Here is a 23056-nt window from a genome sequence, read left to right as displayed (position 1 = left end):
AACCCTCCCCTTATAAAGGGGAGGGAACTAGATTTCCGGTTTCCCTCCAATATAGCGGGGGGATTAAGGGGGGTAATTCGACTTGTGTGTACACCGTAGCCGCAAGCGGGGAGGGGAGACAAAGCTACGCTTTGGCGGGGTGGGGTTCTTATTTTTGATTTATGCAAGAGGTCTATTGAAGACCCGTATCACGGATAAATATTGAAGGCGAATAAATTCGCCGTTGGCACTTCCTCCACACATCTATTGTCAAGTGGCTTCCGTGCCGTTCGGCGATTTTCTTGTGATTCAAAATTCTCTCCCTTCCCTTTTTTAATAGTTACTTTCTTTCTGGATGCGCTGCATCCTCTGGTGAAGGAGTACCCATCTGGTTAATTGTGGCAATCATCTGATACAAGCGTCCCAAGTCGCGTTGATTGAAGTACAAAATGAGGCGCGGTAGTCCAACAGTTTCATCTTGTGCTTCTTGAGGTAATGCCTGACTTTTTTCAATCCGTCCTTGAATAATAATGCCGCTGAAATCAACATTAAGTTGCTCTACCAGAGCGTCTGATATATCTGTCTTCAGGCGGATGACTAACTTATCGCCTACATATCGACAGGAATGATAAACCTGGTAAAAACGGGTGATAGCGTCGCAAGCCACATCCAAGTTGTCTGTCACCGTGTAAAGGCTGGGGTCTTCAGGACTGACAAGACCATTTTGCACTAATTGCTTATCAATATATTCGCTCCAAGACCGCCAGTAATCACCACCAGGGCGATCGATTAAAACTAGAGGTACTGGGCCAAATTTACCATTTTGGGTTAATGTCATACATTCAAAAGCTTCATCTTGAGTGCCAAAACCTCCCGGAAACAAGGCTACAGCATCACTTTCTTTGAGGAGAAACAGCTTGCGGGTAAAGAAATATTTGAAGTTAATTAGCTTGGGATCACCCTCTATAAAGGGGTTTGCTTGCTGTTCAAAGGGTAACTGAATGTTTAATCCAAAAGAATTTTCTCGCCCAGCACCTTCGTGACCCGCCTGCATGATTCCACCACCACCGCCGGTCATCACCATAAATCCTAATTCAGAAACAGCGCGAGCAAACTCAAGCGCCATTTGGTACTCTGGTGTATCTGTAGCTAGACGAGCAGAACCGAAGATGGTGACTTTGCGAACGTGTCGGTAATTATAAAAAAGCTGGAAACCGCGCTCCATATCTGCTAATGCAGCCGACAAGATTTTCCAATCGAGACGCTCAATTTCGGTATCAGCGAGACGAACAATAGTAGCAAGTGCTTGCTGAATAAATTGCCGATTTTTTAATGTCGGTAAACGAGCGATCAATTCAGGGATATCCGCCTGTAAAGACTCTAATGTGTCAAACGACGCAGATGAGGTCATGAGAACTGCTGCAACAATGGCACTATATTTTACGTGAACGACTCACACTCTAGCAAGCGGGATATAACCCTCTGATCTAGAGTTAGCATACTCAGAACTGGTTTTGAGGTAGTATTGATCATTACTCAAGCTGAGATCCGCATTTCTTGAGATGGGAACACCATCTTTCGTGTTCAGAACTCGAAAGATGGTGTTCCAATACAGATTCCCTAAATTACAGTTCTTAGGGGCGCTTAACCCAAGCGTATTGCTTCATAGAGGACTTTCGGTTAAACTTGTCAACTAGCTAGCAGTAGATTGACAAACCTATTTTTTTATAGTAGTCGTAATAATGCGCGTAATTGCACATATCTGCAAATAGAGTGAAATAGCCAACTCATGAACCTATCCCACTAATAATATTTGTGCTACAAAGCTTAAGCTTATTGAGAACTGAAAACGAAAAATCAAGGTTTTCAAGCACATTTTACGAAAAGAAGTAGGGATTTTTAGAATAGTGGGATAGGTTCATCAACTGACAACTAACTCTGCATCTAGGTTCATTAATTGATGATTTATCACGATTCACTATGCCAAACTTTTTTAATGACAAAAAAATGACCAATTTATTCACTAAATTATCAGTTGCAACCGCTAGTCTCACTTTCACCTTAGCTGTAATAAAAGCTGACCCTGCACAAGCTTTCACATTTAGATTCAACATTGACCCAACTGCAAGTTTTATTTCTTCATATACATCCAGCCCTGATAGCGTACCCTTTTCTTTAAAAGATTTGGGAATTAATCCAGGTGACACAATAAAACTGGATCAGTTTGGAAGTTTTTCACCATTTGGTGATCCCACCAATGAATACTATAGTTCAATGTGGGCTGTTTTCAGTACTAACAATAACCTGCTACCTAGTAGTGGTGAGTATAATGGCGCTACAACTGAGAGAGTTCCGGGTGCTATTAATGCTACTCTTCTAAATGGCTGCCTACCAGCTCAATGTTTAGATAACAGTATTTTTTATATTTCACGCGGCGAAAGAAGTTTTAGTACTGCCGTTGTACAAGTTCCAACCGACGCACAATATCTATTTATTGGCGCTGCCGACAGCCAATTTGCTGATAATGTAGACTCGAATCGAGACTTTGCTGTAAGTATCAGTTCTGTTACCCCCGTCACCGTTCCTGAACCCGCTTTCACGTTGGGTTCATTAGTATTCGGTGTTTACAGCATTGGTTTGCGATTCTTACGCAACCGCCAAAAGGCGCATAGCATTTAACTGGAAACGTTCAGACTCTCTCCTACTGAGAAGGATTGCCGAAACTTCTGCCAGGTTTGCGATCAACGCTTGTTCATTCGCTGGGACTCTTGTAATTACTGGTTATTTAGAGTCTAGTGTAAAATTTGGGGTTGATGGGATGTATTAAGAATAACGAACCGCCAAGGCGCAGAGGACACGGAGGAAGAGAAAAGGCGATCGCATCGTGCTAATAATTAGACATTTGCTGTTTCTGAGTTGATCATTCAAGTTAATACACTCATCTTTTAAGATTAAAACTCCGAAGATGGTGTTCTGAACTTGGCTTTTTCCCTTCCCCTGATCTCAATTCAGTCCCAGTTCTTGTTTCAACGCCTGCGGCACATTAACTGCTGTCTCTAATCCCCGCACATCTTCCCACTGCTGCTTTTGACCCCAGGTCATTTTTTCCATATTCGCGTCGCTGAGGTCAGCACCACCCAGAATGGCATAGCTGAGATTGCTATGGCTGAGATCCGCGCCATTAAGGATAGCACCACTGAGGTTACTGCCACTGAGGTTAGCACTGTTAAGGTTGGCATAACTGAGGTCTGTACCAAACAGGATAGCGTCGGTGAGGTCGGCACCACTGAGGTCGGCGTCGCTGAGAATCACGCCGCTGAGGTCGGCTTCGTTGAGAATCACCCGACTCAGGTCTACGCCGCTGAGGTCGGCACCTAAGAACATTGCACCGTTAAGTCTGGCATTGTTTAGTTTGGCACCGTTAAGTTTGGCGTAGCTGAGGTCTGCGGCGATCAGGATGGCATCGCTAAGGTTGGTACTGAAAAGAATTGTGTCACTGAGATTAGTACCGTTGAGGATGGCGTGACTCAAATCAGCACCACTGAGGTCGGCGCGGCAGAGGTCGGCATGGCTAAGGCTGACGCTGCGGAGGTTGGCTTCACTTAGATTTGCACCGAAAAGGATGGCGTTAGTTAGGTCAGCATGGCTAAGGTTGGTGTTGCTGAGGTCGGTACGGCTGAGGTCGGCACGGCTGAGGTCGGCGCGGCTGAGGTTGGCACTGCTAAGGTCGGCGCGGTTGAGGTCGGCGCGGCTAAGGTTGGCACAGCTAAGGTTAGCACCGATGAGGTTGGTGCTGCTGAGGTCGGCACCACTGAGGTTGGCACCGCTGAGGTTGACACCGCTGAGGTTGGCATCGCCGAGGTTGGCACCGCTAAGGTTGGCACCGCTAAAGTTTACGCCAGTTAAGTTGGCATCGCCCAGGTAAGCACGGCTGAGGTCTGCACCGCTAAAGTCTGCCCCAGTGAGGTTGGCATCGCCCAGGTAAGCACCCCGAAAGTTGCCGCCTTTGAGGAATTGCCCAACTATACTGCTAAAGTTGCCAATTTGCAGGGCATCGCTATAGTTGATGATCCGCAACAGTTGGGATGTGAAAAAATTATCTGTGTCCGGTTGAGAAGATGGATAGAAGGTGATTTTTTGTTTGAGTTCATCTCGCTCTTGGGCGTAGCGGTGTAACTCTAAGAGTAAAATCAGTACGTTCAGCCCTGTATATATGTCTACCTGTCTCAACCCGATCGCAATATTTTGTGTCGCTAGCTTTAACCTTTTTTTCTGAGGTAAGTTCTCATCTGGTGTCCCATCGATAAATTCTCCCTGACACCAGCGACGATAAAAATCTTCTAGCCGCCAGAAAACCAGTTCTGGGTGAATTTTTTTACTCATTACAACCAATTTCATTACTTGGTTGACTATTTCTGGTTTCAGGGCACCATTGCCCAGTAAATCATAAATCTCTTCATGCATCTGGCGATCGCACACTCTAAAACAAAACCCAGAGGGTAGAGTGTCCAATGTGCGATCGTCTATCTTAGAAGTCAAACCGCTCTTTGATATTGTCCATTTTTCTAGGCTTTCTTGCAGTCTTTGAGACCATAAATCTGACTGCAAATTATCTTGAGCAAATTTAACGCTTTTGTCTGGTTCTTTAATACTTTTTCCTAGAGGCAAAACTGCTTCGGTTTCTACAGATGTAGTCTTTGGCATCTCTTGCAACCTTATATCCCTCACATAATTTCTCAGCAGCTGCCAGACTTGAGATAAATATGTTGACATTTCTGTGTCCGTTGTTACATTTAAATTACTGTTTTGATAATCCTGAACTAAAAATTTTTCTGTGCTAGTTTGCTTCTCATTCCTAAAAATTAATAGTATCAATAAATACTACACGAAAAATATCATCCGTTGTCGATGTCTACGATGGGCTACACCGACGGCGTTCCTTAAGGGCGGCTTCAAGAACGCCGTAGTCACCTCAAGCTTCTTCTCCTGATGCAAATAAAGTGTCATCGGAAAAATTCTTTCAAAAATCAAGGAATTTTCTGACTTTGGCTAATTTGTGATACTTTCTTGCCAAGATATTTACTAGTCTGATGTAAGAATAATACTTACTCTTTGTTGGAGACACAATTGTTAAAAAAAATCCTCCAGTACAACAGCGTAACCAAGCTGAAAAATGGCAACTAAAATTAAAGTCTAAAGTTTGCTGCTTGAAATAAAGCAGTTGAGAGAATCGGCAAAAAGCGGGCTACATAGCTTTGCAAAAGTTAAAAATTAACTACGGGATAGTTATCAGGGATACATGGGATGAAGAACAGATTAACCTTTTATATGATTTTGTTACATAGTTTGTTTTTAGGAATAGCAACAGCTAGCGCCAAGTCACCGTCTGTTAACGTTGATACAGACTTGTCAGCCAACCAGAAAGCTATGCGGGTTGTAGAAGCCGTGCTTACAGCCAGAAGTGAAGAGAAATCCAATAGTCAGTTAACGACAGAAACTTCTTCAACTAAAATCTCAGCATTATCGCCAAAGGATATCGATATTCCCCAGAAACAGAGGCTACCATCAGGGCAAGTTTGGGTAGTTAATCAAAATAAACACGCACAGTCTCAACCGTTTATTTGGGTAGTAAAAGACCTTAAAAAAGCAGGACAGCAACCATTTTTGCAAGTTGCAAAACCCCCAGACAAACCGAATTCAAAGCCTAATTCTAGTGCTAAACCAGCAGCAAAAGAAGATTTACAGCCGTTTGACGAAGTAATCAAAGATACCCAAAAGTCAAGGGGACTGTTCACCCTTTATCGCAATAAAGAAAAGAATAAAATTTATCTAGAAATTAAGCCAGAGCAACTTAATAAAAATTACCTAGCCACGGCAACCCTGGAATCGGGCATCGGCGAACGGGGTATTTACAGCGGTATGCCTGTGCAAGATTTTTTGTTTTATTTCCAGCGGGTGGATGATAAATTAAACTTTGTGATTCGCAATGTCAATTTTCGCACTCGTGAGGGAGATCCTCAAGTGCGATCGCTGGTGCGATCGTTTAGTGACTCTGTTCTCTACACCATTTCCATTAAAAGCATTCATCCACAACGCAAAACTCTTCTCATCGACTTGGGCGATTTGTTACTGACAGACTTAGCTGGATTATCTGTAAGTTTAGGAGTCCCAGGAACCACTGACCAGTCCTATTTTGGTACTGCGAAAGCTTTTCCCCAAAACTTAGAAGTTGAGTCAGTTTTGAATTTCTCTGGTGGCGCTGGCCACGAGAGTCAAATACCAAACTTTGCGTCGCTAGCTGACAACCGTGGTTTTACCCTGCGCGTCCACTACAGTCTCTCCCAACTACCCGATCAAGATTATCACCCGCGCCTTGCTGACGATCGCGTTGGCTATTTCATCACCGCCTACCAAGATTTATCCAAAGACGACGATCGCGGCGATTCTTTTGTCCGCTACATCAATCGCTGGCATTTGGAAAAACAAGACCCGAAAGCAGTAATTTCTCGTCCCAAAAAACCGATTGTCTTCTGGATTGATAACGCTGTGCCTTTAGAGTACCGCGATGCAATGAAAGAAGGCGTCCTAATGTGGAACAAAGCCTTTTTGAAAGCGGGATTCAAAGATGCAATTGAAGTGCGCCAAATGCCAGATGACGCCACATGGGACCCAGCAGATATTCGTTACAACACGATTCGCTGGATTAACACAGTCGATGGTTATTTTGCAATGGGGCCATCCCGCGTTAACCCATTGACTGGGGAAATTTTGGATGCACACATTCTCGTAGATGCCAGCTTTGTGCGGGCACTCAAGAATGATTATCGCAAAATCATCCAACCCAGCCAAACACAAAATACAACTACTTTATCAGCTCTGATGCAAAATCGTCTACTTTGCGCCAATGGTTTAGATGCCAAAAACAATGGTATCCCTCAGCAGATGCAAGAGCAACAGGGGTTGTTGAGTCGTTTATCGAAAATGGCAGGCGAGTACGATTTATGCTACGGGATGGAAGCTGCTAACCAGTTTGCCTTTGGTTCACTGGCAATGTCACTGCTGCCTGATACCATGGCCACTCCAGACCAGGTGAAAGAATATATCAATCAATATTTACGTTTAATCATCGCTCACGAAGTTGGACATACTCTTGGTTTACGCCATAACTTCCGTGGTAGTACACTGCTACCACCAGAGGAGATGAATAATACGGAAATTACTAAAACTAAAGGTCTGACAACTTCCGTGATGGACTACATTCCCCCAAATATCGCTCCTCAAGGTACAAAGCAGGGAGATTATTTTCCCAGCATGGTGGGGCCTTATGATGAATGGGCGATTAAATACGGCTACATGCCAATTCAGACATCAAGTCCCATAGCGGAAAAGCCAATTTTGGAGGAAATTGCTGCACAATCCTACAAGCCAGAGTTGAGTTATTCCACAGATGAAGATGTGTATGACCTTGACCCCACAGCTAATGCTTGGGATAACAGCAGCAATGTGCTGCTTTATTCTCAGTGGCAGTTGAATAATTCGCGGGTGATGTGGGAACGTCTCGATCAGCGTTACCCAATGGCTGGTGATAGTTACACCGATGTGAGCGAACGTTTTAGCACAGTATTGGGTAACTATTTCCAGCAAATATATTACACCACAAAATACATCGGGGGACAGTCTTTCTATCGCATTCACCCTAGTGAGATACCCTCCGAGAAAGTCTCTGGAGTCCGCCAACACCGATTACCATTTGAACCAGTACCAGTTGAACAACAACGCCAAGCTTTACAGACGCTGCAAAAGTATGTGTTTGCAGAAGATGCCCTGAGTTTTTCCCCAGAACTGCTGAATAAATTAGCACCTTCCCGTTGGCGACATTGGGGTAGTTCTCCGCAAGTTGGCCGTTTGGATTATCCAATTCATGATTTGGTGCTACTCATGCAGGGTTCTGTGTTGCGGGATTTACTCTCAGGCGATCGCCTCTCCCGTCTCAAGGATATCGAACTCAAAACTCAGGAGGGAAAAGCACTGACTCTGCCCGAACTATTTGATACTTTGCAGTCAGATATCTGGACAGAAGTAATCAAACCAAAAGGTAAATCAATCAAAATTTCCAGTTTGCGGCGAGGCTTGCAACGGGAATATCTGAACATTTTGACGGCTATGGTGTTGCGAAAAGAATCTGTCCCAGAAGATGCTCGCACTCTGGCTTGGTATAAACTCAAACAACTTGACGAGAAACTCAAGCAAGTTAATTCCGAGGATGAATACACCAAAGCGCATTTACTAGAAACACGCGATCGCATTGAGAAAGTCTTAAACGCCCCGTTGCAAGCGAATTAAAAAAGTTAGGAGTGAATAATGAGGAGTTAATAGTAAAATTCCTAACTCCTCTTTTTCTCCTATGATTTTGGCAAAATATATTATACGGCAGTATACAGATTATGCCGTGGATTAAAGGCTTGTTGCCTAAGTCCTATTAAATTTACAATTGAGGTGGCTACGTTCTTGAATTTGGATAAGTCGAGCTAAGATCAAAGTCAATATATGTAAAATTTTATGTTTTTCTGAAAGCATACGGTTGTCTATTAAATTTATCATTAATATATTGAATAATTAGAGTAATATATAACCGAAAAAACAATTATTTTATGAATACCATTTGTCTGACTTTCTAAATATTTATTTGGAGTATACCTTTTTTATTAGCTCTTGCTTTATTAACTCTACTAAACCTCAATCAATTTTTCGGATTCTGGTTACTATCGCCTTATGATTATCCCTTTAGTTATGTCATAGCCTTATTTCTTTCACTAGTTTCCAGTACCATTTTGCTTTGGGTACTTAAAAATAAGAATAAAGACTACAGTCCGATAATTTTAGCTTTATTTTTATTTATAGGCTGTATATTCAAATTAGGTGTAAATACACAAATTGAATCATTTTTTGCTGGTTTATTTTACATAGTTGCTGGTTTATTTATCTTGGCTGCTAGTCGTTCTGGAATTGCAGTTAGTCCTGAAGTAATTATTTGTATAACAAACACAATCAACATAATTTGTGGAACTGTGGCTTTTTATTCATATACTCTTATATTTATTTTTATTGGTTGTAGGTTACAATTTTGCAAACCAATTAGTAGAATCAAAAGATTGTTTTATGCTACTCCCGCAATATTTATAATTATATTCATCTCTTTGATAACATTTAAAACTTCTGATTACAATCCCTCCCCTGGGTTAATTATTCCAAATCAATTAAGAAACTTTTGGGGAATGCAACAATTTCCTAATAAATATCAAGAGGCAATAGAAAAAATTAAATCTTGTTCTGATATCACAGATATGATTGGAAAAATTAAAAATACTGCATTAGCTGAAGGAAAAAATTCGTGGAGCATGGATTTAAATGGCGATGATTGGGCAATAATAAGTCTAGAACTAGTAGGGACAAAAGGAACTGCTATAATAAAAGGCTGCGCTCATGACCAGTTTTGTTACCATCGTACATATGAAGACCATTCAAAAAATTAGGATAAAAAACTATATTATGGTCAATGTTTAGATTAATATAAATATCAAAAATTATATTAGGATATTAGCCAGTGAATAAATTCGCACAAATACCCCATAATTTTGTAGCTTTTGCATAAAAAGAGGCAGCAGATAATAAAATCTACCTCTGCTACCTCTGCATTATCCTAACTACTCAACGCCTTTAAAAAGCGTTGCAAACTTTTAAACACACTGGGCTTTCTTGTGGGTGCCGCATCTGTTGTTGTTTGCGGTTGTCCTTTTAAAAGGATGAGATCCAAATCATCACCCGATGGTTTTGTGGGTAATTCGGCAATTCTTTGATATTCGCCGCCGGTTTCCAGCCAAACTTCCCACTGTCCTGGGTAGCAGCGACGTAGGGCACTTTGATCGTCTATGGGGCGGAGGTAATAGACAGATTCAATGGTACTGATAAAACGATCGCGGATTTTTCTAGCTGTATAACCAATGCCCACAGTTCCAGAATCTTCTAGGCGGGGATTTAACAAGACTAAAGGGCGATCGCCTATTACTTCACACAGCTTTTCCAACTGCGGTACTTCTACGGAAGTGGGGGCAATGAATAAGAAAATTTCATCCTCTGGCTGAATTTTTGTTTGCAAGGAAGCAGCCCTACCTGTCCCGATATCCAAAATTTGAAATGGTGAATCAGCCCAATTGCGGCGGGCTAAGGCCGCAGCCCCAGCGTCAGCAAAGAAAATCTTCAAACGGGAATCATATTCTGTAAACACGGGCAGAAATTGTTCCGCCACCGGCATAAACTTGAGTTCTGGGAACAGGAACTCAACTTGTAGGCGAGTACAGCCATCTGCAAGGGCAGCTTGGACGGCTACACGAGATTGGGCGATCGCATCTTCAAGACTATTGGGAAGTTCACTCATGGTTTATATGTCACTCTAGCATTACTTCCATTGTTTCAGTATTAGCTCTAATTTTGGCCTCGCTAAATTTGAATATGAATCATTTGCTCTTGATATGGGAACCTTAAAAATAAAGTATTGATATCAAGGTCTTTCATGAAACCTGTTTTGCATAAAGGTAAATTAACAACATGGAAAGATGACAAGGGTTTTGGCTTCATCCGCTCCAGTGATGGCAGTCAAGACGTTTTTCTTCATATCACTGCACTCGAAGAAACAAATCATCGTCCACAAGTTGGTGATGTGATTTGCTATCAGCTAACGGTTGGTAAAGACGGCAGAATTCATGCTTGCAACGCCTTCATTGAAGGAGTTGTATCCAAACCTATGCCGATCGCGTCATCTTTCGCAATCGAGAAAGAAACATTCCAACCTAAAGCTAAATATTCTTTAATGTTCGAGGTCTTGCTCTTATCTTTATTACCAGGTTTAGGAGCAATGCATTTTGCATTGACGACTTTCAACCCTATTCCTTTGATTCTCTATCCTGTAATGAGTTTTGTTACCTTTGCACTGTACGCGGATGATAAATCTCGTGCAAAGCAGGGGCGTTGGAGAGTATCAGAAAAGAGATTACATTTGTGTGAATTCATGGGTGGATGGTTAGGGGGATTCATCGCCCAACGAAGATTACGTCACAAAAATAGGAAGGTTTCATACCAAGTTGTATTTTGGGTAATAGTAGCTATTCATCTGATATTTTGGTTGGATTGGCTTTTCTTTGGGAAAAGACTGGTGGGTTTATTTTTCAGCAGTGTTTTTAGAGGGTAGCAGAAAAAATAAGCAAAACAAACTGCTCAGTCGAGATTCCCTGACTGCTTGCCCATTTTTCGATCTGCTGTGGAAGTTGAGGAAGAAAGTTTATAGGAGTAAATGCAAAGGTGCTTCACATTCCAATTTTATAAGTGCGATGCCTGCGGGGGGCGGAGCCATCGCATCAAAGACACACTCAAAATTTTACCTGTTGATAAAAAACTCGTTTAAGGCTTTCAGCGCCAGTGACATAGAGCGCCAATCAGATAAAACCTAGATATTTTGATACGCGATAACCAAGCCAAATCCCCACAAGGCCACCAATGACGCCCAAGAAGATCGAGGTAAACGATAGCAAACTTCCACCCCACAATGCAGGGAGGTAGCTGCCAATCGTAGAGCCAACAAACATCCCAATTCCAATGATGGTTTTACTCATTCAAGAAAAGCCTTAATTAAAAGTAATGAAAATAAGTCATGCTTGAACTCCTTTATGACTCAAAATATTACCTTTTGGGAAAAGACTTGTTTAACCCTTTCGGCAGCAGTAACATAGGGATCAGCCCGTCGTAGACATCGTACTTACTCAGGAACTTGCACGATAAAGGCGATCGCCTGCAAAATAAACTGCTGAGTCGAGATTCCCTGATTGCTTGCCCATTTTTCAATTTTCTGTTGGAGTTGGGGAGGAAAGTTCATAGGAGTAAACACAAAAGTGATTCACATACTGATTCTAGAGTGCGATCGTATGGGAGACACGCTCAAAATTTTACTTATTTGTAAAAAACTGGTGTGAGATAGAGTGCTGCGATCGCCTTACCACTTCTGCCAAGGAATGTGGCGATGGGAAAGAATCAATGTGGTAAAGGCGATCGCATTTTCAAGACTATTGGGAAGTTAACTCATAGTTTATTATGTCGGTTTAACATTACTCTCATTGTTCCAGTATTAACTCTTATTTTTGGCAGCAGCCACATAGAGCGCTGCGATTGAAAATTACAGTAGGACTGAAGATAGCTCAAGCTTGTAATACCAGTGCCCTAGCCATTTACCAGTACCTATCTACTACTCTTATCCTACAGTTATAATTGTATTCATTTATGTAATGCCTTAAAGGAAAGCAATGTTAAAGCAGTATAAAAGCTCACATATCTTTGTACCTGGTGGAATGCCACAGCATACTTATGTGGCTCGCTCAGAAAGGAATTTAGAAAATAAATTACGTTCAGCAACCGACAATTTGTGCAAATTAGTGACTATAACAGGTGCGACCAAATCGGGTAAAACCGTTCTAACTAATAAAGTATTTCCCAGAAATGAGAAAGGTATTTGGATAGATGGCGGAACAATTGGAGAAGAGAATGATCTTTGGAATTATATTTTAACAGAAATTCAAGGCTACACTGATTTAGAGTTAGAAAAGTCACAGGAGACTACATCATCAATTAAAGGTCAAATAGAAGCGGAAGCAAGCATACCCCTTTTTTTAAAGGGGAAAGGGAATTTGGGGTCAGATTACTCCCAGAATCGTGGTATGGCACAAACTAAAAGTATTTCTCTTAGCCCACGCTCTGCCGCAATAACCCAACTTCGTAAGGCAAATATCCCCTTAATTATTGATGATTTTCACTACCTTGATAGAGACTTTCAGGGAAATATTATTCGTGCTCTAAAACCTTTAATTTTTGAGGGTCTTCCAGTTATTCTTATTGCCATACCCCATCGTAGATATGATGCGGTAAAAGTAGAAAGAGAAATTACTGGAAGGCTTGAATCAATACCCATTCCAACCTGGAATGATGAAGAGTTATTGGAGATTCCAAATGAAGGTTTTCCTTTACTGAATGTACATTTATCTAAATCCATTGGCTTGCGTTTAGCATCGGAAGCCTATGGTAGTCCTCATCTCATGCAGGAATTCTGCCGTGAACTTACAAGCTTTCACAAAGTTGAAACAACTTTATCAAAAAGGTTAGAAATAGATAACATATCTGATGAACTATTTATTAAAGTTGCAGAAGGAACAGGAAAAATCGTATTTGATAAGTTAGCAAAGGGACCTAGACAAAGGACTGATAGGCTCCCAAGAATGCTGAAAAGTGGTGAGACTGCTGATATTTATAAAGTAATATTGTTAGCTCTAGCTCAACTATCTCCTGGGCTTGAAACCATTGAATATGAACAGTTGAGAGCAGTTATAAAAGATGTCTTAATAGACAACATACCTCAAGGTCATGAAGTAACAAGGGTGCTCGAAAAAATGACTGAAATTGCATCTAGTGATGAAGCTTCAACACCAGTACTAGATTGGGATAAAGAGGAACAAAAGCTTCATATTACTGATCCCTTTTTTGCCTTCTTTCTAAAGTGGGGAGTGGAACATTTGTAAGGATTCGGCGATCGCAGGGACAAGTTCAAGGCGAGTCTCCTTCGGAGAGGCTTCTCTACGAGAGGCTTCGCCAACGCCAACGCTCACTGGCAGTTGACGGGCTTGGTCTTTAAGCTCTTGCAGGGACATAGAAAACACTCTGACAAATGCTGTATCTAAATTTTAGTATGAGCGATCAACGCTTAACTAAAGATAAATCCGGTGTTAGCCTTTGCAAAACTTGCTTCAACACCATTACCGTCCAATCTATATCAGCTTCAGTCGTATCACGCCCCAATGTGATGCGAATTCCACCCAAAGCAGCTTTTTCGGAATAACCCATCGCTAATAATATCGGGCTAGGGCTAAGTTTACCACTGTGACAGGCAGCACCAGCACTGATGCCGATGCCAGCAAGGTTTAGCTGTCGTACCAAGGTTTTACCGCTAAGTTTTTCTCCGTCGGCGTTTTCTAAGCACATACTGATATGGTGAGGTAAACGATCGCAGCTATCCCCTGTAGAAATTAAACCAGGAATCTCAGCTAATTGGGCAAAGGCGCGATCGCGTAACTCAATTAACCGTGGTGTTTCTGTAGCTAATTCTTGTGCTGCTAATTCTGCTGCTACACCAAATCCCGCAATTATCGGTACTGCTTGTGTCCCAGAACGCAGTCCCATTTCTTGTCCACCACCACCCAGTAAGGGCATTAATTCCACACCAGGACGCACATACAACGCCCCAGCACCTTGCGGCCCATATATTTTATGACTAGAAAGGCTAAGTAAATCTACAGGCAGTTGTTGCACATCTATGGGTAAACGTCCCGCAGCTTGCACCGCATCTGTGTGGAACAAAGCCCCATGCGATGGCTCCGCCCGCCGCAGGCATCGCACAATTTTACCCAGTTCTGCGATCGGTTGCACTGTCCCAACTTCACTTTGTCCATAAATCACGGAAACCAAGACTGTATTATGTCGCAACGCCGCCTTTAAATCTAGGGGGTTGACTCTACCTTTAACATCTACAGACAAGCGCGTAACTTCCCAACCCCACATCTCTAGCAATCGTACTGTCTCAGAAATTGCGGAATGCTCAACGCTGGAAATAATTAGATGTTGAGGAACAGCATACAACCGAGCCACACCCATAATTGCTAGATTATCTGCCTCAGTACCGCCAGATGTAAAGATGATCGATTCAGGAGTAGCGGCGTTAATTAAACCAGCAACTTGGACTCGTGCTTGTTCTACAACCGTTGCAGCCCGTTGTCCCCACTCATGTAAGCTGGAAGGATTGCCCCACTGTTGAGTGAGGACTGTTTGCATAACTGCGATCGCTTCTTTTCGAGTGGGAGTAGTGGCACTGTAATCTAGATAAATTTGCATATAACCGATAATGGTGAGAACACAAGTTGGTAGTAGGCTGCTGATCTTGTCAGCATATACAGTTTGAGTGGACAAATTCTGAAAAAAATCTCTATAATTCTGCGTCTAACAGTGGATTTTTCCCTTTACTTGGAAAGCTATTTCTCTACTTCATTCAGAATACAAAATTTTGGGAATGATAAATATAGCGGTTCTCAATTGGGTGCAGTAGAGTTTTAACCTCTCTCTCAACGTTTCCCCTAGAAGGGTAGAGGCTTTGAGTCTTACTCCCCAACCCTAGTAGGGAAGGGGTTGGGGGTTAGGTTTTATATTTAACTTAAGTGAAAACGCCTTATATCCACTCCCAATCCACTTTTAACAGATTACAGTGCAATTTATCTCTAGACAAAGATATTTTTTATATATCTTTTTACTGATCTTTCCCCTCGCTGGTTGTCAACGAGTCCAGTCCTACAATCAGCGTCCAGCACCCTTACCACAAGATCCGTTAGTTCAAGTTTACTTTAACCATTCTGAGTCTTCAGAATACAAAGAAGCTTACCGTCAGCAAACTCGCCTGGGGGATGATTTAGAAAAACAGATTGTCGATGCTATTTCGCACGCTAAATCTACAGTAGATGTGGCGGTACAAGAATTACGTTTACCCAAAGTTGCCCAAGCATTGGTTGATAGACAAAAAGCTGGGGTAAAAGTCAGGATAATTTTAGAAAATACCTATAGCCGACCTTGGAGTAGCTTTACATCTGCTGAAGTAGGTAAGTTAGATAAAAGGGAACAGGAACGCTATCAAGAATTTCGCCAATTTATCGATATTAACCAAGATAATCAACTCAGTCCAGCAGAAATCAATCAAAGAGATGCTTTGATGATTTTGCAAAATGCCAAAATTCCCTGGCTGGATGATCAAGCAGATGGTTCGGCGGGTAGCAGTTTGATGCATCACAAATTTGTGATTGTGGACGATCGCATTCTAATTATCACTTCAGCCAATTTTACATTAAGTGATACTTCTGGTGATTTTACAAATTCCAGCAGTTTAGGTAATGCAAATAACTTATTGCAGATTGACAGCCCAGAATTAGCATCTTTATTTACAGAAGAGTTTAATATTATGTGGGGAGATGGGCCGAGAGGTCAACCAGATAGTCGATTTGGTTTGCAAAAGCCGATACGTTTACCTAAACACATAACTTTAGGTAACACCCAAATTACTGTGCAATTTTCGCCTACTTCTCCCACTCAACCTTGGATTAACAGTAGTAATGGTTTAATTGGTAAGACTTTAGATTCAGCAACTAAATCTATTGATATGGCGTTATTTGTTTTTTCCGAACAGCGTCTTGCGAATATTTTAGAAAAACGCCATGAACAAAGTGTGCAAATTCGCGCTTTAATTGAACCACAATTTGCCTATCGTCCTTATAGCGAAGCATTAGATATGATGGGGGTTGCTCTCAGTAACAAATGTAAATATGAAGTTGATAACCATCCTTGGTCAAATCCAATTACTACTGTAGGTGTACCTGTGTTACCCAAAGGCGATTTATTGCATCACAAATTTGGTGTTATTGATAGTCAAACAGTAATTACAGGTTCTCATAATTGGTCAAATGCTGCTAATAGTGGTAACGATGAGACGCTTGTAGTGATTGAAAATCCGATAGTTGCTGCCCATTATGTGCGAGAATTTGCTCGTCTTTATACCAAAGTTAAACCCGGCTTACCACCAGGAATTCAAGAAAAAATCAAATTAGAACAAACACGATGTCCCCAGATAAAAACTTCTTCATCAACTGAGGTACAAGCAATTAAAAAAGTAAATATCAACACCGCAAGTCTAGAAGAATTAGCAACTCTCCCTGGTGTAGGTAAGAAGTTAGCACAGAGGATAATTATTAGCCGTCAACAGCAAAAGTTTACATCCTTACAAGACTTGGAACGAGTTTCAGGCGTTAGTGCCAAGACGCTAGAAAAATGGAGCGATCGCGTAACTTGGTAGGGTAGCACAGATGTGCTACCCTACGATGGTTTGTATTCTACTTAGTTAAAAACATGTAAGATTAGACAAATGCGATATTTAAACGCGATCGCTAGCTAAATCAAGCAAACTGTGGAAATGCCCATTCTGAGAAAATCGTTCTGCGATTATTTTTTGATAAACCGCCTCATAGCCATCAGTCATGTGCTCAACGCTGAAAAGGTTCTCAACATACTGACGACAGGCATAGCGGTCTAACTCTATTACCCGATCAATCCCACTAATGCACTCTTGAATATTATTGCAGAGGAAACCCGTCTTGCCGTGGGCAATTACCTCCTCAGTAGACCCCAATTTCATCGCAATCACCGGCGTACCCGAAGCCATCGACTCAATCATCACCAATCCAAAGGGTTCTCGCCAAGTTATCGGGAACAGAGTTGCTACTGCACCTCCCATCAGAGCATTTTTTTGAGCATGGTTGGCTTCACCCAAATACTCAATTTGCTTCCCATCAATGTGCGGTTTAATTTCCTTCTCAAAGTATTCCACATCAACGACATCTATCTTACCTGCCATTTTCAAATGCCAACCAGCTTTTTTGGCAATTTCTATGGCTAAGTGCGCTCCCTTCTCTGGAGACATCCGACCTAAAAAAGCTAAGTAAGGAGGTTCTTCTGGTTGGGAGTGAAAATTATAACTGCTGACATCAATCCCGTTGTAGACCGTCGCTATACAGTTCAACCCTAACCGTGGTTCTCGTTGTGAATTGGAAATATTGACGTAGGGCTGTTTTTTAGCAAAACTAAACATCTTTTCGTTGTCAGGGGTAAAAATACCGTGCAACGTGTGAACCGTAGGGGTTGTGACAAGATTCGCGTAAGCCAGTGCCCCATGCCCCACATGGGAGTGAATAATATCAAACTCTTCTGCGCGTTCATACACCGAAGCTAGATTTAGCATCTCGTAAATGCCGAAATCTTTGATAGTAGAATCGAGTCTGAGGGCACGGGGATGAACTGACGTTAGTTTTGCCAGACTAATAGAATCTCCCGATGCAAATAAAGTTACTTCATGTCCGCGTCGGACTAATTCATCGGTCAGTAACCCAACTACTAACTCTATACCACCATAAGCTGGAGGTGGAACTCTCTCCCACAGTGGAGCTATTTGAGCAATTCTCATCACAAACCTCCTAAAAAATAAAACTTGAATTAGAAGTTTTTTATTTCTGTTGTTTCAGTGCTTGTAATTTATTCACTTTGCATCAGAAAGTAACTTCAGATACTAAACTTATTAACAATTTCCTTTAAATCTTATGCTGTTACTTCTATATTTTATGTCTATCCTAGTACGGAAATTACCCACTCCTAAAGAGGTAAATGCATTCTATTTTATTAATTTTTGTGTGATTTTGTGCAATTCTAAATATAGATTTTTTCACAAATAATAACTTTATAAAATCGCCAAAAACTACCGTTAAATGGCGATAATGAGCAAAAAAGCTCTATTAATGCCTGTCAATCATCTGATTTTAAAATGTTAATTAAAGAATAAAGTGCGTAGACACTCTTTGGGCGGCTTTCCGTACTTAAAGGATAACCTATAGCCGCCGAAAGGGTAGATTTTCGTAAGATAGGGTAGTTTAAAATCAGAAGTGGCAAAGTTTTATTAGGAATTCTATCCAAGTTTTTAACGAGCGCGGAAGTAAGTTATTCAGCCGATTGCCCACAGGAGAGCTAGTTAAAACTCCCAACTGATGGAACCGATGATTGTAAAGGGCGCACCTGTTCTCACAAATGTTCTTAATCCACCACTGGAACTGTAATATTCCGTATCAAATAGATTACGAATATTGATAGCAGCTTTTAAAGCATCTCTACGGTAGTAAATCGCCGCATCTGTACGTAAGTAATCGGGTAGTTTAAACGAGTTATCTAAATCTCCCGCCCGCGTACCCACATAAAACAGCCCCAGACCAAATCCCAAACCCTTGAAATCGCCATTTTGGATTCTGGCAATGGTTTGTGACTTTAATCTCGGTGATGGTTGCAATCCCTCCTGATATGCCAAAATCGGGGTTAGTTGCAATGTCATCAATTCCAAAACTTTAGCTTGCAAATACATCCGCTTGGTTACACCGTGGTAAGGACAATTAATGATTTGCTGTACCACTCCTTGGATAGTTGGTGTAATTTCTGGGTAAACTAAAGTTTGCCAATCATCACCTTTTGCTAAGAGACGCAACTAGGGCAAGCTCTCATGAGAATGCAAGGCTTTGGGGAGTCGCCAGAAGCGATCGCTTGTCTTAGTTAGATTATTTGTCATTGCGAACAAAATCAAGAGATATCTACGACGGGCGTAGCTGCGGCGCACAATAATAGATTTTTTATCAATCAAAATGTTGACTTATTACATAAACTATGATATTTTGTATTGCTATCAATAAAAATCACATCCAAAATAATAAAATAAACGTGAATATCTCTCCATCTGTCCAAAAACCGCGTGTCTCATGGCAGGCGGTTTTCTCACTGCTGATATTTGTGTTCATGTACCTGCCCATACTGGTACTTGGCTTTTATAGCTTCAATCAGTCGCCCTACAGTGCAACTTGGCAAGGATTCACTCTCGATTGGTATGGCAAGTTGTTTAGTGACGATCGCATCTTATCAGCTTTCCAAAACAGTATGATCGTTGCTGGTTTTGCAGTGGCAATTTCAGCAGTGCTGGGAACCTTGATGGCGGTTGGGTTGGCGCGTTACGAATTTCCCGGTAAGAAATTGTATCGCGGTATTGCTTACCTACCATTGATTATTCCCGATATTGCGATCGCAGTAGCTACCCTAGTATGTCTAGCCGCATTTGCAATTCCTTTGAGTTTGTGGACGATAGTTGCAGCCCATGTGGTGTTTTGTCTCGCCTATGTTGGACTTGTGGTTGCTTCACGACTGACTAATTTAGATCCTCACTTAGAAGAAGCAGCACTAGATTTAGGCGCTACACCAACACAAGCATTCATCAAAGTATTGCTACCTCAATTAATGCCTGGGATTGTCGCTGGTTGTCTCTTGGCTTTTGTTCTTAGCTTAGATGACTTTCTTATTGCCAGTTTTACTGCTGGTAGCGGTTCCAACACCCTGCCAATGGAAATTTTTAGCCGGATTAGAACAGGAGTTAAACCTGATATTAACGCTTTGAGTGTGATGTTGATTTCAGTATCTGCGATCGTTGCTCTTGTAGCTGAATTAATTCGTGCTTCTGGAGAAAATAAAACTTTCAAATAAGAGTCGCAATTGGCAATAAAAATTATGAGTGATTTGGTTCTTCGTGAACTTTTTTCGCTGAGTAACAACAGCTATCTTGAATAAGTCATAATTCATAATTCATAAGTAGGGTGCGTTATGCCGTTATCCTAACGCACCATGTTACCCAACCGAATTATTACTCCTAACTCCTAACATATTTTTATAATTTTTAAGCACATAAATAAACTTCCGTGTTCGCTTCTCTACATAACTGTTTTCAATTAGCTAATATTGGGGCTAACTTTGGAGAAGATGCTATTTCCCCCTCATTATGCAAATCTGCCAAAATCCCAATTGCTCAAATCCATTCAACTCTGATAGCAATAGATTTTGCGTGAGTTGCGGACAAAGCAACTTTGGCAAACTTCTCAGAAACCGTTACCGCGTATTGAGACTCTTAGGTGAAGGTGGGTTTAGCAGAACCTATGCTACAGAAGATGTAGACAGACTAAATGCCCCTTGCGTCATCAAACAATTTTTCCCACAATTTCAGGGAACAGGACAACGCACTAAAGCAGCAGAATTTTTCAAAGAAGAGGCTTTTCGGTTGTATGAACTGGGAGAAAATCATACGCAAATTCCCAGATTACTAGCTTATTTTGAACAAGGTTCTAGCTTGTATCTCGTACAAGAATTTATTCAAGGAAAAACTCTCTTACAAGAAGTTCAGCAACAAATCTATGGTGAAGCACAAATTTGGGAACTTTTAGCCGATTTATTGCCAGTTCTGGAATTCATTCATACTCATAATGTCATTCATCGGGATATCAAACCAGAAAATATTATCCGCCGTGCAAGTGATGAAAAACCCGTATTAATTGATTTTGGCGGTGCTAAACAGGTAACACAAACCAGTTTAGGAAGACAAGCTACAGTAATTTATACCCTTGGTTATGCCCCAACAGAACAAATGGCTGGATTTGCATGTCACGGCAGTGATTTGTATGCTTTGGGTGTAACTTGCGTGCGTCTTTTAACTCAATGTTTGCCTTTGCAGGATGCTTCTGGACAGATTAATGACCCTATTTATGATGCCATGAATGCTAAATGGTTGTGGCGCGAACGGTTACAGGAAAAAGGTATTACTATCAGCGACGATTTAGGGAAAATTTTAGATAAATTACTCAAACATCTACCGAGTGAAAGGTATCAAACAGCAGTAGAAGTTATCAACGATTTAAAGTTTGCAACATCGAACATTGAACCTGTTGCCCTAAAAATTGTTTCAATGTCCCAACCCATATTACCGCCGCTACCACAAAAAGTAATAGTACCATTACCCCCCTTAGAAACCTTTGAATTTGACGTAGTGACAGTAGACACAGGTGGTAGAGAAGTAAACCGCATCAGCTGCAATGCCAACTTCTTTGCCGAAGAATTGGGTAAGTCTGTCACATTAGAAATGGTATCGATTCCTGGTGGTACTTACATGATGGGTTCACCAGAGTTTGAAGGGGATGCTGACGAACGTCCTCGACATCAAGTTACCGTTGAACCATTCTTTATGGGTAAATTTCCCGTAACTCAAGCACAGTGGAGAGTAGTCGCAGCTTTACCCAAAGTCAAACAAGCTTTAAATCCCCATCCATCGAAATTCAAAGGTCTAGATAGACCAGTAGAAAATGTATCTTGGTATGAGGCTGTAGAATTCTGTCTCAGGCTATCAGAAAAAACTGGACGCGACTATCGTTTACCGAGTGAAGCTGAATGGGAATATGCTTGTCGGGCTGGAACTACAACATCCTTCCACTTTGGCGAAACAATTACCTCTGAGTTAGTCAGTTGCACTATCGAACCAAAAAGCAAATTCCGTAAAGAAACAACAAACGTCGGTAGTTTTGAAGTCGCCAATGCCTTTGGATTGTACGATATGCACGGGCTAGTTTGGGAATGGTGTGCTGATTCGTGGCACAACAATTACAACAACGCACCCTTAGATGGAACAGCTTGGGAAGTTGGCGGTGATATACATCGCCGAGTGCTACGCGGTGGTTCTTGGAGTTTCAGTGCAGAACTTTGTCGCAGCGCCAGTCGTAGCTGGAATGAGTCAGACGGTGGACTGAGGATTTGTGGCTTTAGAGTAGTATTTTCCATAGAGGAAATTATTTAGTAATTTAATTCCAAGGCTGTATAAATTATGAACGACAGAATTGAGAAAGGTGACATAGTTATGAATGCGTTTGCCCTGTGCCTTCTTTCACTATGAAAGAAAGCAAATGTGGAGGCATAACAGCTTATAAATCTTGTCCCTCGATAATTTCTTTTTGGATAAAACTAATTTGTGCAGCTAATTCTTGCCGAGTAGAAGCTTTGAGTAGATATCGGAAAATAAACCAAGTTACGTAACCAATTCCAGTCAACTCAAAAACTAGAGTTAACTGCGGAATTTCATTTATTACACCTAATACAGCTAGAATTAGCTTAACTGCCACAGTCGCTGCAATAATTGTGGCAAAACAAATAATTGGTAGTTGGTATTCAGTGGAAAATCTACCTAAGTATTTAGGCAATTGCTCAAAAAAGGCAGAAATTTTACCGCCAATTTGCTGCCATTGAGGCAATAGTTGATTAGCAGGTAGTAGCAATGGTTGAGTATCAAACTTTGAACTTTCAAGTATTGCGATAGGTTCAGTTGATGTAATCTCAAAAGATTTCGATTGTTGTACTTCGCCCTCCCTAAGTTTCCTATTTTCTTCAGGGATAACAGTTTTTATTTGCTCACCACGGATGTCATCTTTAGCGAGTTTCATCAAGGGCGAGTAAATGGCATTGTACATATCGCGTGCCATATTCACCGCACCTTCAAAGC

General features: G+C 41.4%; 18 protein-coding genes. 9 read left to right on the top strand and 9 right to left on the bottom strand.

Annotation, left to right across the window (positions count from 1 at the left end):
• Positions 1-319: 319 nt before the first annotated feature.
• Positions 320-1390 carry an LOG family protein gene (locus tag HWQ41_RS31410; RefSeq protein WP_292771712.1) on the bottom strand — a complete coding sequence of 357 codons (1071 nt, stop codon included), beginning with the start codon at positions 1388-1390 and terminating at the stop codon, positions 320-322.
• A 596-nt stretch (positions 1391-1986) separates the two neighbouring features.
• Between HWQ41_RS31410 and HWQ41_RS31405 the strand changes: the two genes are divergently transcribed.
• The gene (locus tag HWQ41_RS31405) at positions 1987-2658 is read left to right on the top strand and encodes a hypothetical protein (protein ID WP_292771711.1); all 672 of its coding nucleotides are present in this window, start codon (positions 1987-1989) and stop codon (positions 2656-2658) included.
• Between the two features lie 324 nt (positions 2659-2982).
• Here the strand turns inward: HWQ41_RS31405 and HWQ41_RS31400 are convergent, their stop codons facing one another.
• Complete coding sequence (locus tag HWQ41_RS31400; RefSeq protein WP_292771710.1) at positions 2983-4752, bottom strand: pentapeptide repeat-containing protein; 1770 nt, start codon at positions 4750-4752, stop codon at positions 2983-2985.
• A 531-nt stretch (positions 4753-5283) separates the two neighbouring features.
• On the opposite strand from HWQ41_RS31400, the gene HWQ41_RS31395 reads away from it, so the two are divergent.
• Positions 5284-8322 (top strand): zinc-dependent metalloprotease, encoded by a 3039-nt coding sequence (locus HWQ41_RS31395; RefSeq protein WP_292771709.1) that lies wholly within the window; start codon positions 5284-5286, stop codon positions 8320-8322.
• Positions 8323-8810: 488 nt separating this feature from the next.
• A complete protein-coding gene (locus tag HWQ41_RS31390; protein ID WP_292771708.1) occupies positions 8811-9512 on the top strand; it encodes a hypothetical protein in 702 nt (233 codons plus the stop codon).
• A 167-nt stretch (positions 9513-9679) separates the two neighbouring features.
• Here the strand turns inward: HWQ41_RS31390 and HWQ41_RS31385 are convergent, their stop codons facing one another.
• Positions 9680-10414: a DUF1995 family protein gene (locus HWQ41_RS31385; RefSeq protein ID WP_292771707.1), complete on the bottom strand. Its 735-nt coding sequence runs from the start codon at positions 10412-10414 to the stop codon at positions 9680-9682.
• A 135-nt stretch (positions 10415-10549) separates the two neighbouring features.
• Here HWQ41_RS31385 and HWQ41_RS31380 point away from each other — a divergent pair, with 135 nt between their 5' ends.
• The 3 genes from HWQ41_RS31380 (at position 10550) to HWQ41_RS31370 (ending at position 13595) form a co-directional block, all read left to right on the top strand.
• Positions 10550-11224 carry a cold shock and DUF1294 domain-containing protein gene (locus HWQ41_RS31380; protein ID WP_292771706.1) on the top strand — a complete coding sequence of 225 codons (675 nt, stop codon included), beginning with the start codon at positions 10550-10552 and terminating at the stop codon, positions 11222-11224.
• Between the two features lie 825 nt (positions 11225-12049).
• Entirely contained in the window at positions 12050-12199 is a 150-nt protein-coding gene (locus tag HWQ41_RS31375) for a hypothetical protein (protein WP_292771705.1), read from the top strand.
• 130 nt (positions 12200-12329) lie between these two features.
• Positions 12330-13595 carry a hypothetical protein gene (locus HWQ41_RS31370; protein WP_292771704.1) on the top strand — a complete coding sequence of 422 codons (1266 nt, stop codon included), beginning with the start codon at positions 12330-12332 and terminating at the stop codon, positions 13593-13595.
• Here the strand turns inward: HWQ41_RS31370 and HWQ41_RS31365 are convergent.
• Together HWQ41_RS31365 and HWQ41_RS31360 are read right to left on the bottom strand one after the other, a co-directional pair.
• A complete protein-coding gene (locus HWQ41_RS31365; RefSeq protein WP_292771703.1) occupies positions 13569-13724 on the bottom strand; it encodes a hypothetical protein in 156 nt (51 codons plus the stop codon). The two genes, HWQ41_RS31370 and HWQ41_RS31365, sit on opposite strands and share 27 nt — an antisense overlap.
• Before the next feature lie 46 nt (positions 13725-13770).
• Positions 13771-14961, bottom strand: a complete 1191-nt coding sequence (locus HWQ41_RS31360; RefSeq protein WP_292771713.1) for a cysteine desulfurase family protein — start codon at positions 14959-14961, stop codon at positions 13771-13773.
• A gap of 367 nt (positions 14962-15328) precedes the next feature.
• Here HWQ41_RS31360 and HWQ41_RS31355 point away from each other — a divergent pair, with 367 nt between their 5' ends.
• Complete coding sequence (locus tag HWQ41_RS31355) at positions 15329-16960, top strand: DUF655 domain-containing protein (protein WP_292771702.1); 1632 nt, start codon at positions 15329-15331, stop codon at positions 16958-16960.
• 78 nt (positions 16961-17038) lie between these two features.
• Here the strand turns inward: HWQ41_RS31355 and HWQ41_RS31350 are convergent, their stop codons facing one another.
• The 3 genes from HWQ41_RS31350 to HWQ41_RS31340 form a co-directional block, all read right to left on the bottom strand.
• Positions 17039-18124 (bottom strand): glycosyltransferase family 4 protein, encoded by a 1086-nt coding sequence (locus HWQ41_RS31350; RefSeq protein WP_292771701.1) that lies wholly within the window; start codon positions 18122-18124, stop codon positions 17039-17041.
• A gap of 558 nt (positions 18125-18682) precedes the next feature.
• Positions 18683-19186 (bottom strand): hypothetical protein, encoded by a 504-nt coding sequence (locus tag HWQ41_RS34425; protein WP_366931732.1) that lies wholly within the window; start codon positions 19184-19186, stop codon positions 18683-18685.
• Complete coding sequence (locus tag HWQ41_RS31340; protein ID WP_292771700.1) at positions 19187-19339, bottom strand: hypothetical protein; 153 nt, start codon at positions 19337-19339, stop codon at positions 19187-19189.
• A gap of 77 nt (positions 19340-19416) precedes the next feature.
• Between HWQ41_RS31340 and HWQ41_RS31335 the strand changes: the two genes are divergently transcribed.
• Positions 19417-20226 (top strand): ABC transporter permease, encoded by an 810-nt coding sequence (locus HWQ41_RS31335; protein ID WP_292771699.1) that lies wholly within the window; start codon positions 19417-19419, stop codon positions 20224-20226.
• 292 nt (positions 20227-20518) lie between these two features.
• Positions 20519-22357, top strand: coding sequence for a bifunctional serine/threonine-protein kinase/formylglycine-generating enzyme family protein (locus HWQ41_RS31330; RefSeq protein ID WP_292771698.1), 1839 nt, complete (start codon positions 20519-20521; stop codon positions 22355-22357).
• A gap of 124 nt (positions 22358-22481) precedes the next feature.
• Here the strand turns inward: HWQ41_RS31330 and HWQ41_RS31325 are convergent.
• Positions 22482-23056: CAAD domain-containing protein (locus tag HWQ41_RS31325; RefSeq protein ID WP_292771697.1), on the bottom strand; the 575-nt coding region annotated here is incomplete at its 5' end.

This window comes from Nostoc sp. NOS(2021) (assembly GCF_017115025.1).
Lineage (GTDB): Bacteria > Cyanobacteriota > Cyanobacteriia > Cyanobacteriales > Nostocaceae > Nostoc.
The sequence above is the reverse complement of the archived record's forward strand: the minus strand, read 5'-3'. Positions and strand labels throughout refer to the sequence as shown.

Bases quoted from the DNA above. Each gene is read 5' to 3' on its own strand.
- HWQ41_RS31405 (WP_292771711.1), top strand. From the start codon at position 1,987: ATGACCAATTTATTCACTAAATTATCAGTTGCAACCGCTAGTCTCACT.
- HWQ41_RS31400 (WP_292771710.1), bottom strand. From the start codon at position 4,752: ATGTCAACATATTTATCTCAAGTCTGGCAGCTGCTGAGAAATTATGTG.
- HWQ41_RS31385 (WP_292771707.1), bottom strand. From the start codon at position 10,414: ATGAGTGAACTTCCCAATAGTCTTGAAGATGCGATCGCCCAATCTCGT.
- HWQ41_RS31410 (WP_292771712.1), bottom strand. From the start codon at position 1,390: ATGACCTCATCTGCGTCGTTTGACACATTAGAGTCTTTACAGGCGGAT.
- HWQ41_RS31370 (WP_292771704.1), top strand. From the start codon at position 12,330: ATGTTAAAGCAGTATAAAAGCTCACATATCTTTGTACCTGGTGGAATG.
- HWQ41_RS31375 (WP_292771705.1), top strand. From the start codon at position 12,050: ATGGGAAAGAATCAATGTGGTAAAGGCGATCGCATTTTCAAGACTATT.
- HWQ41_RS31360 (WP_292771713.1), bottom strand. From the start codon at position 14,961: ATGCAAATTTATCTAGATTACAGTGCCACTACTCCCACTCGAAAAGAA.
- HWQ41_RS31395 (WP_292771709.1), top strand. From the start codon at position 5,284: ATGAAGAACAGATTAACCTTTTATATGATTTTGTTACATAGTTTGTTT.
- HWQ41_RS31380 (WP_292771706.1), top strand. From the start codon at position 10,550: ATGAAACCTGTTTTGCATAAAGGTAAATTAACAACATGGAAAGATGAC.
- HWQ41_RS31350 (WP_292771701.1), bottom strand. From the start codon at position 18,124: ATGAGAATTGCTCAAATAGCTCCACTGTGGGAGAGAGTTCCACCTCCA.
- HWQ41_RS31330 (WP_292771698.1), top strand. From the start codon at position 20,519: ATGCAAATCTGCCAAAATCCCAATTGCTCAAATCCATTCAACTCTGAT.
- HWQ41_RS31365 (WP_292771703.1), bottom strand. From the start codon at position 13,724: ATGTCCCTGCAAGAGCTTAAAGACCAAGCCCGTCAACTGCCAGTGAGC.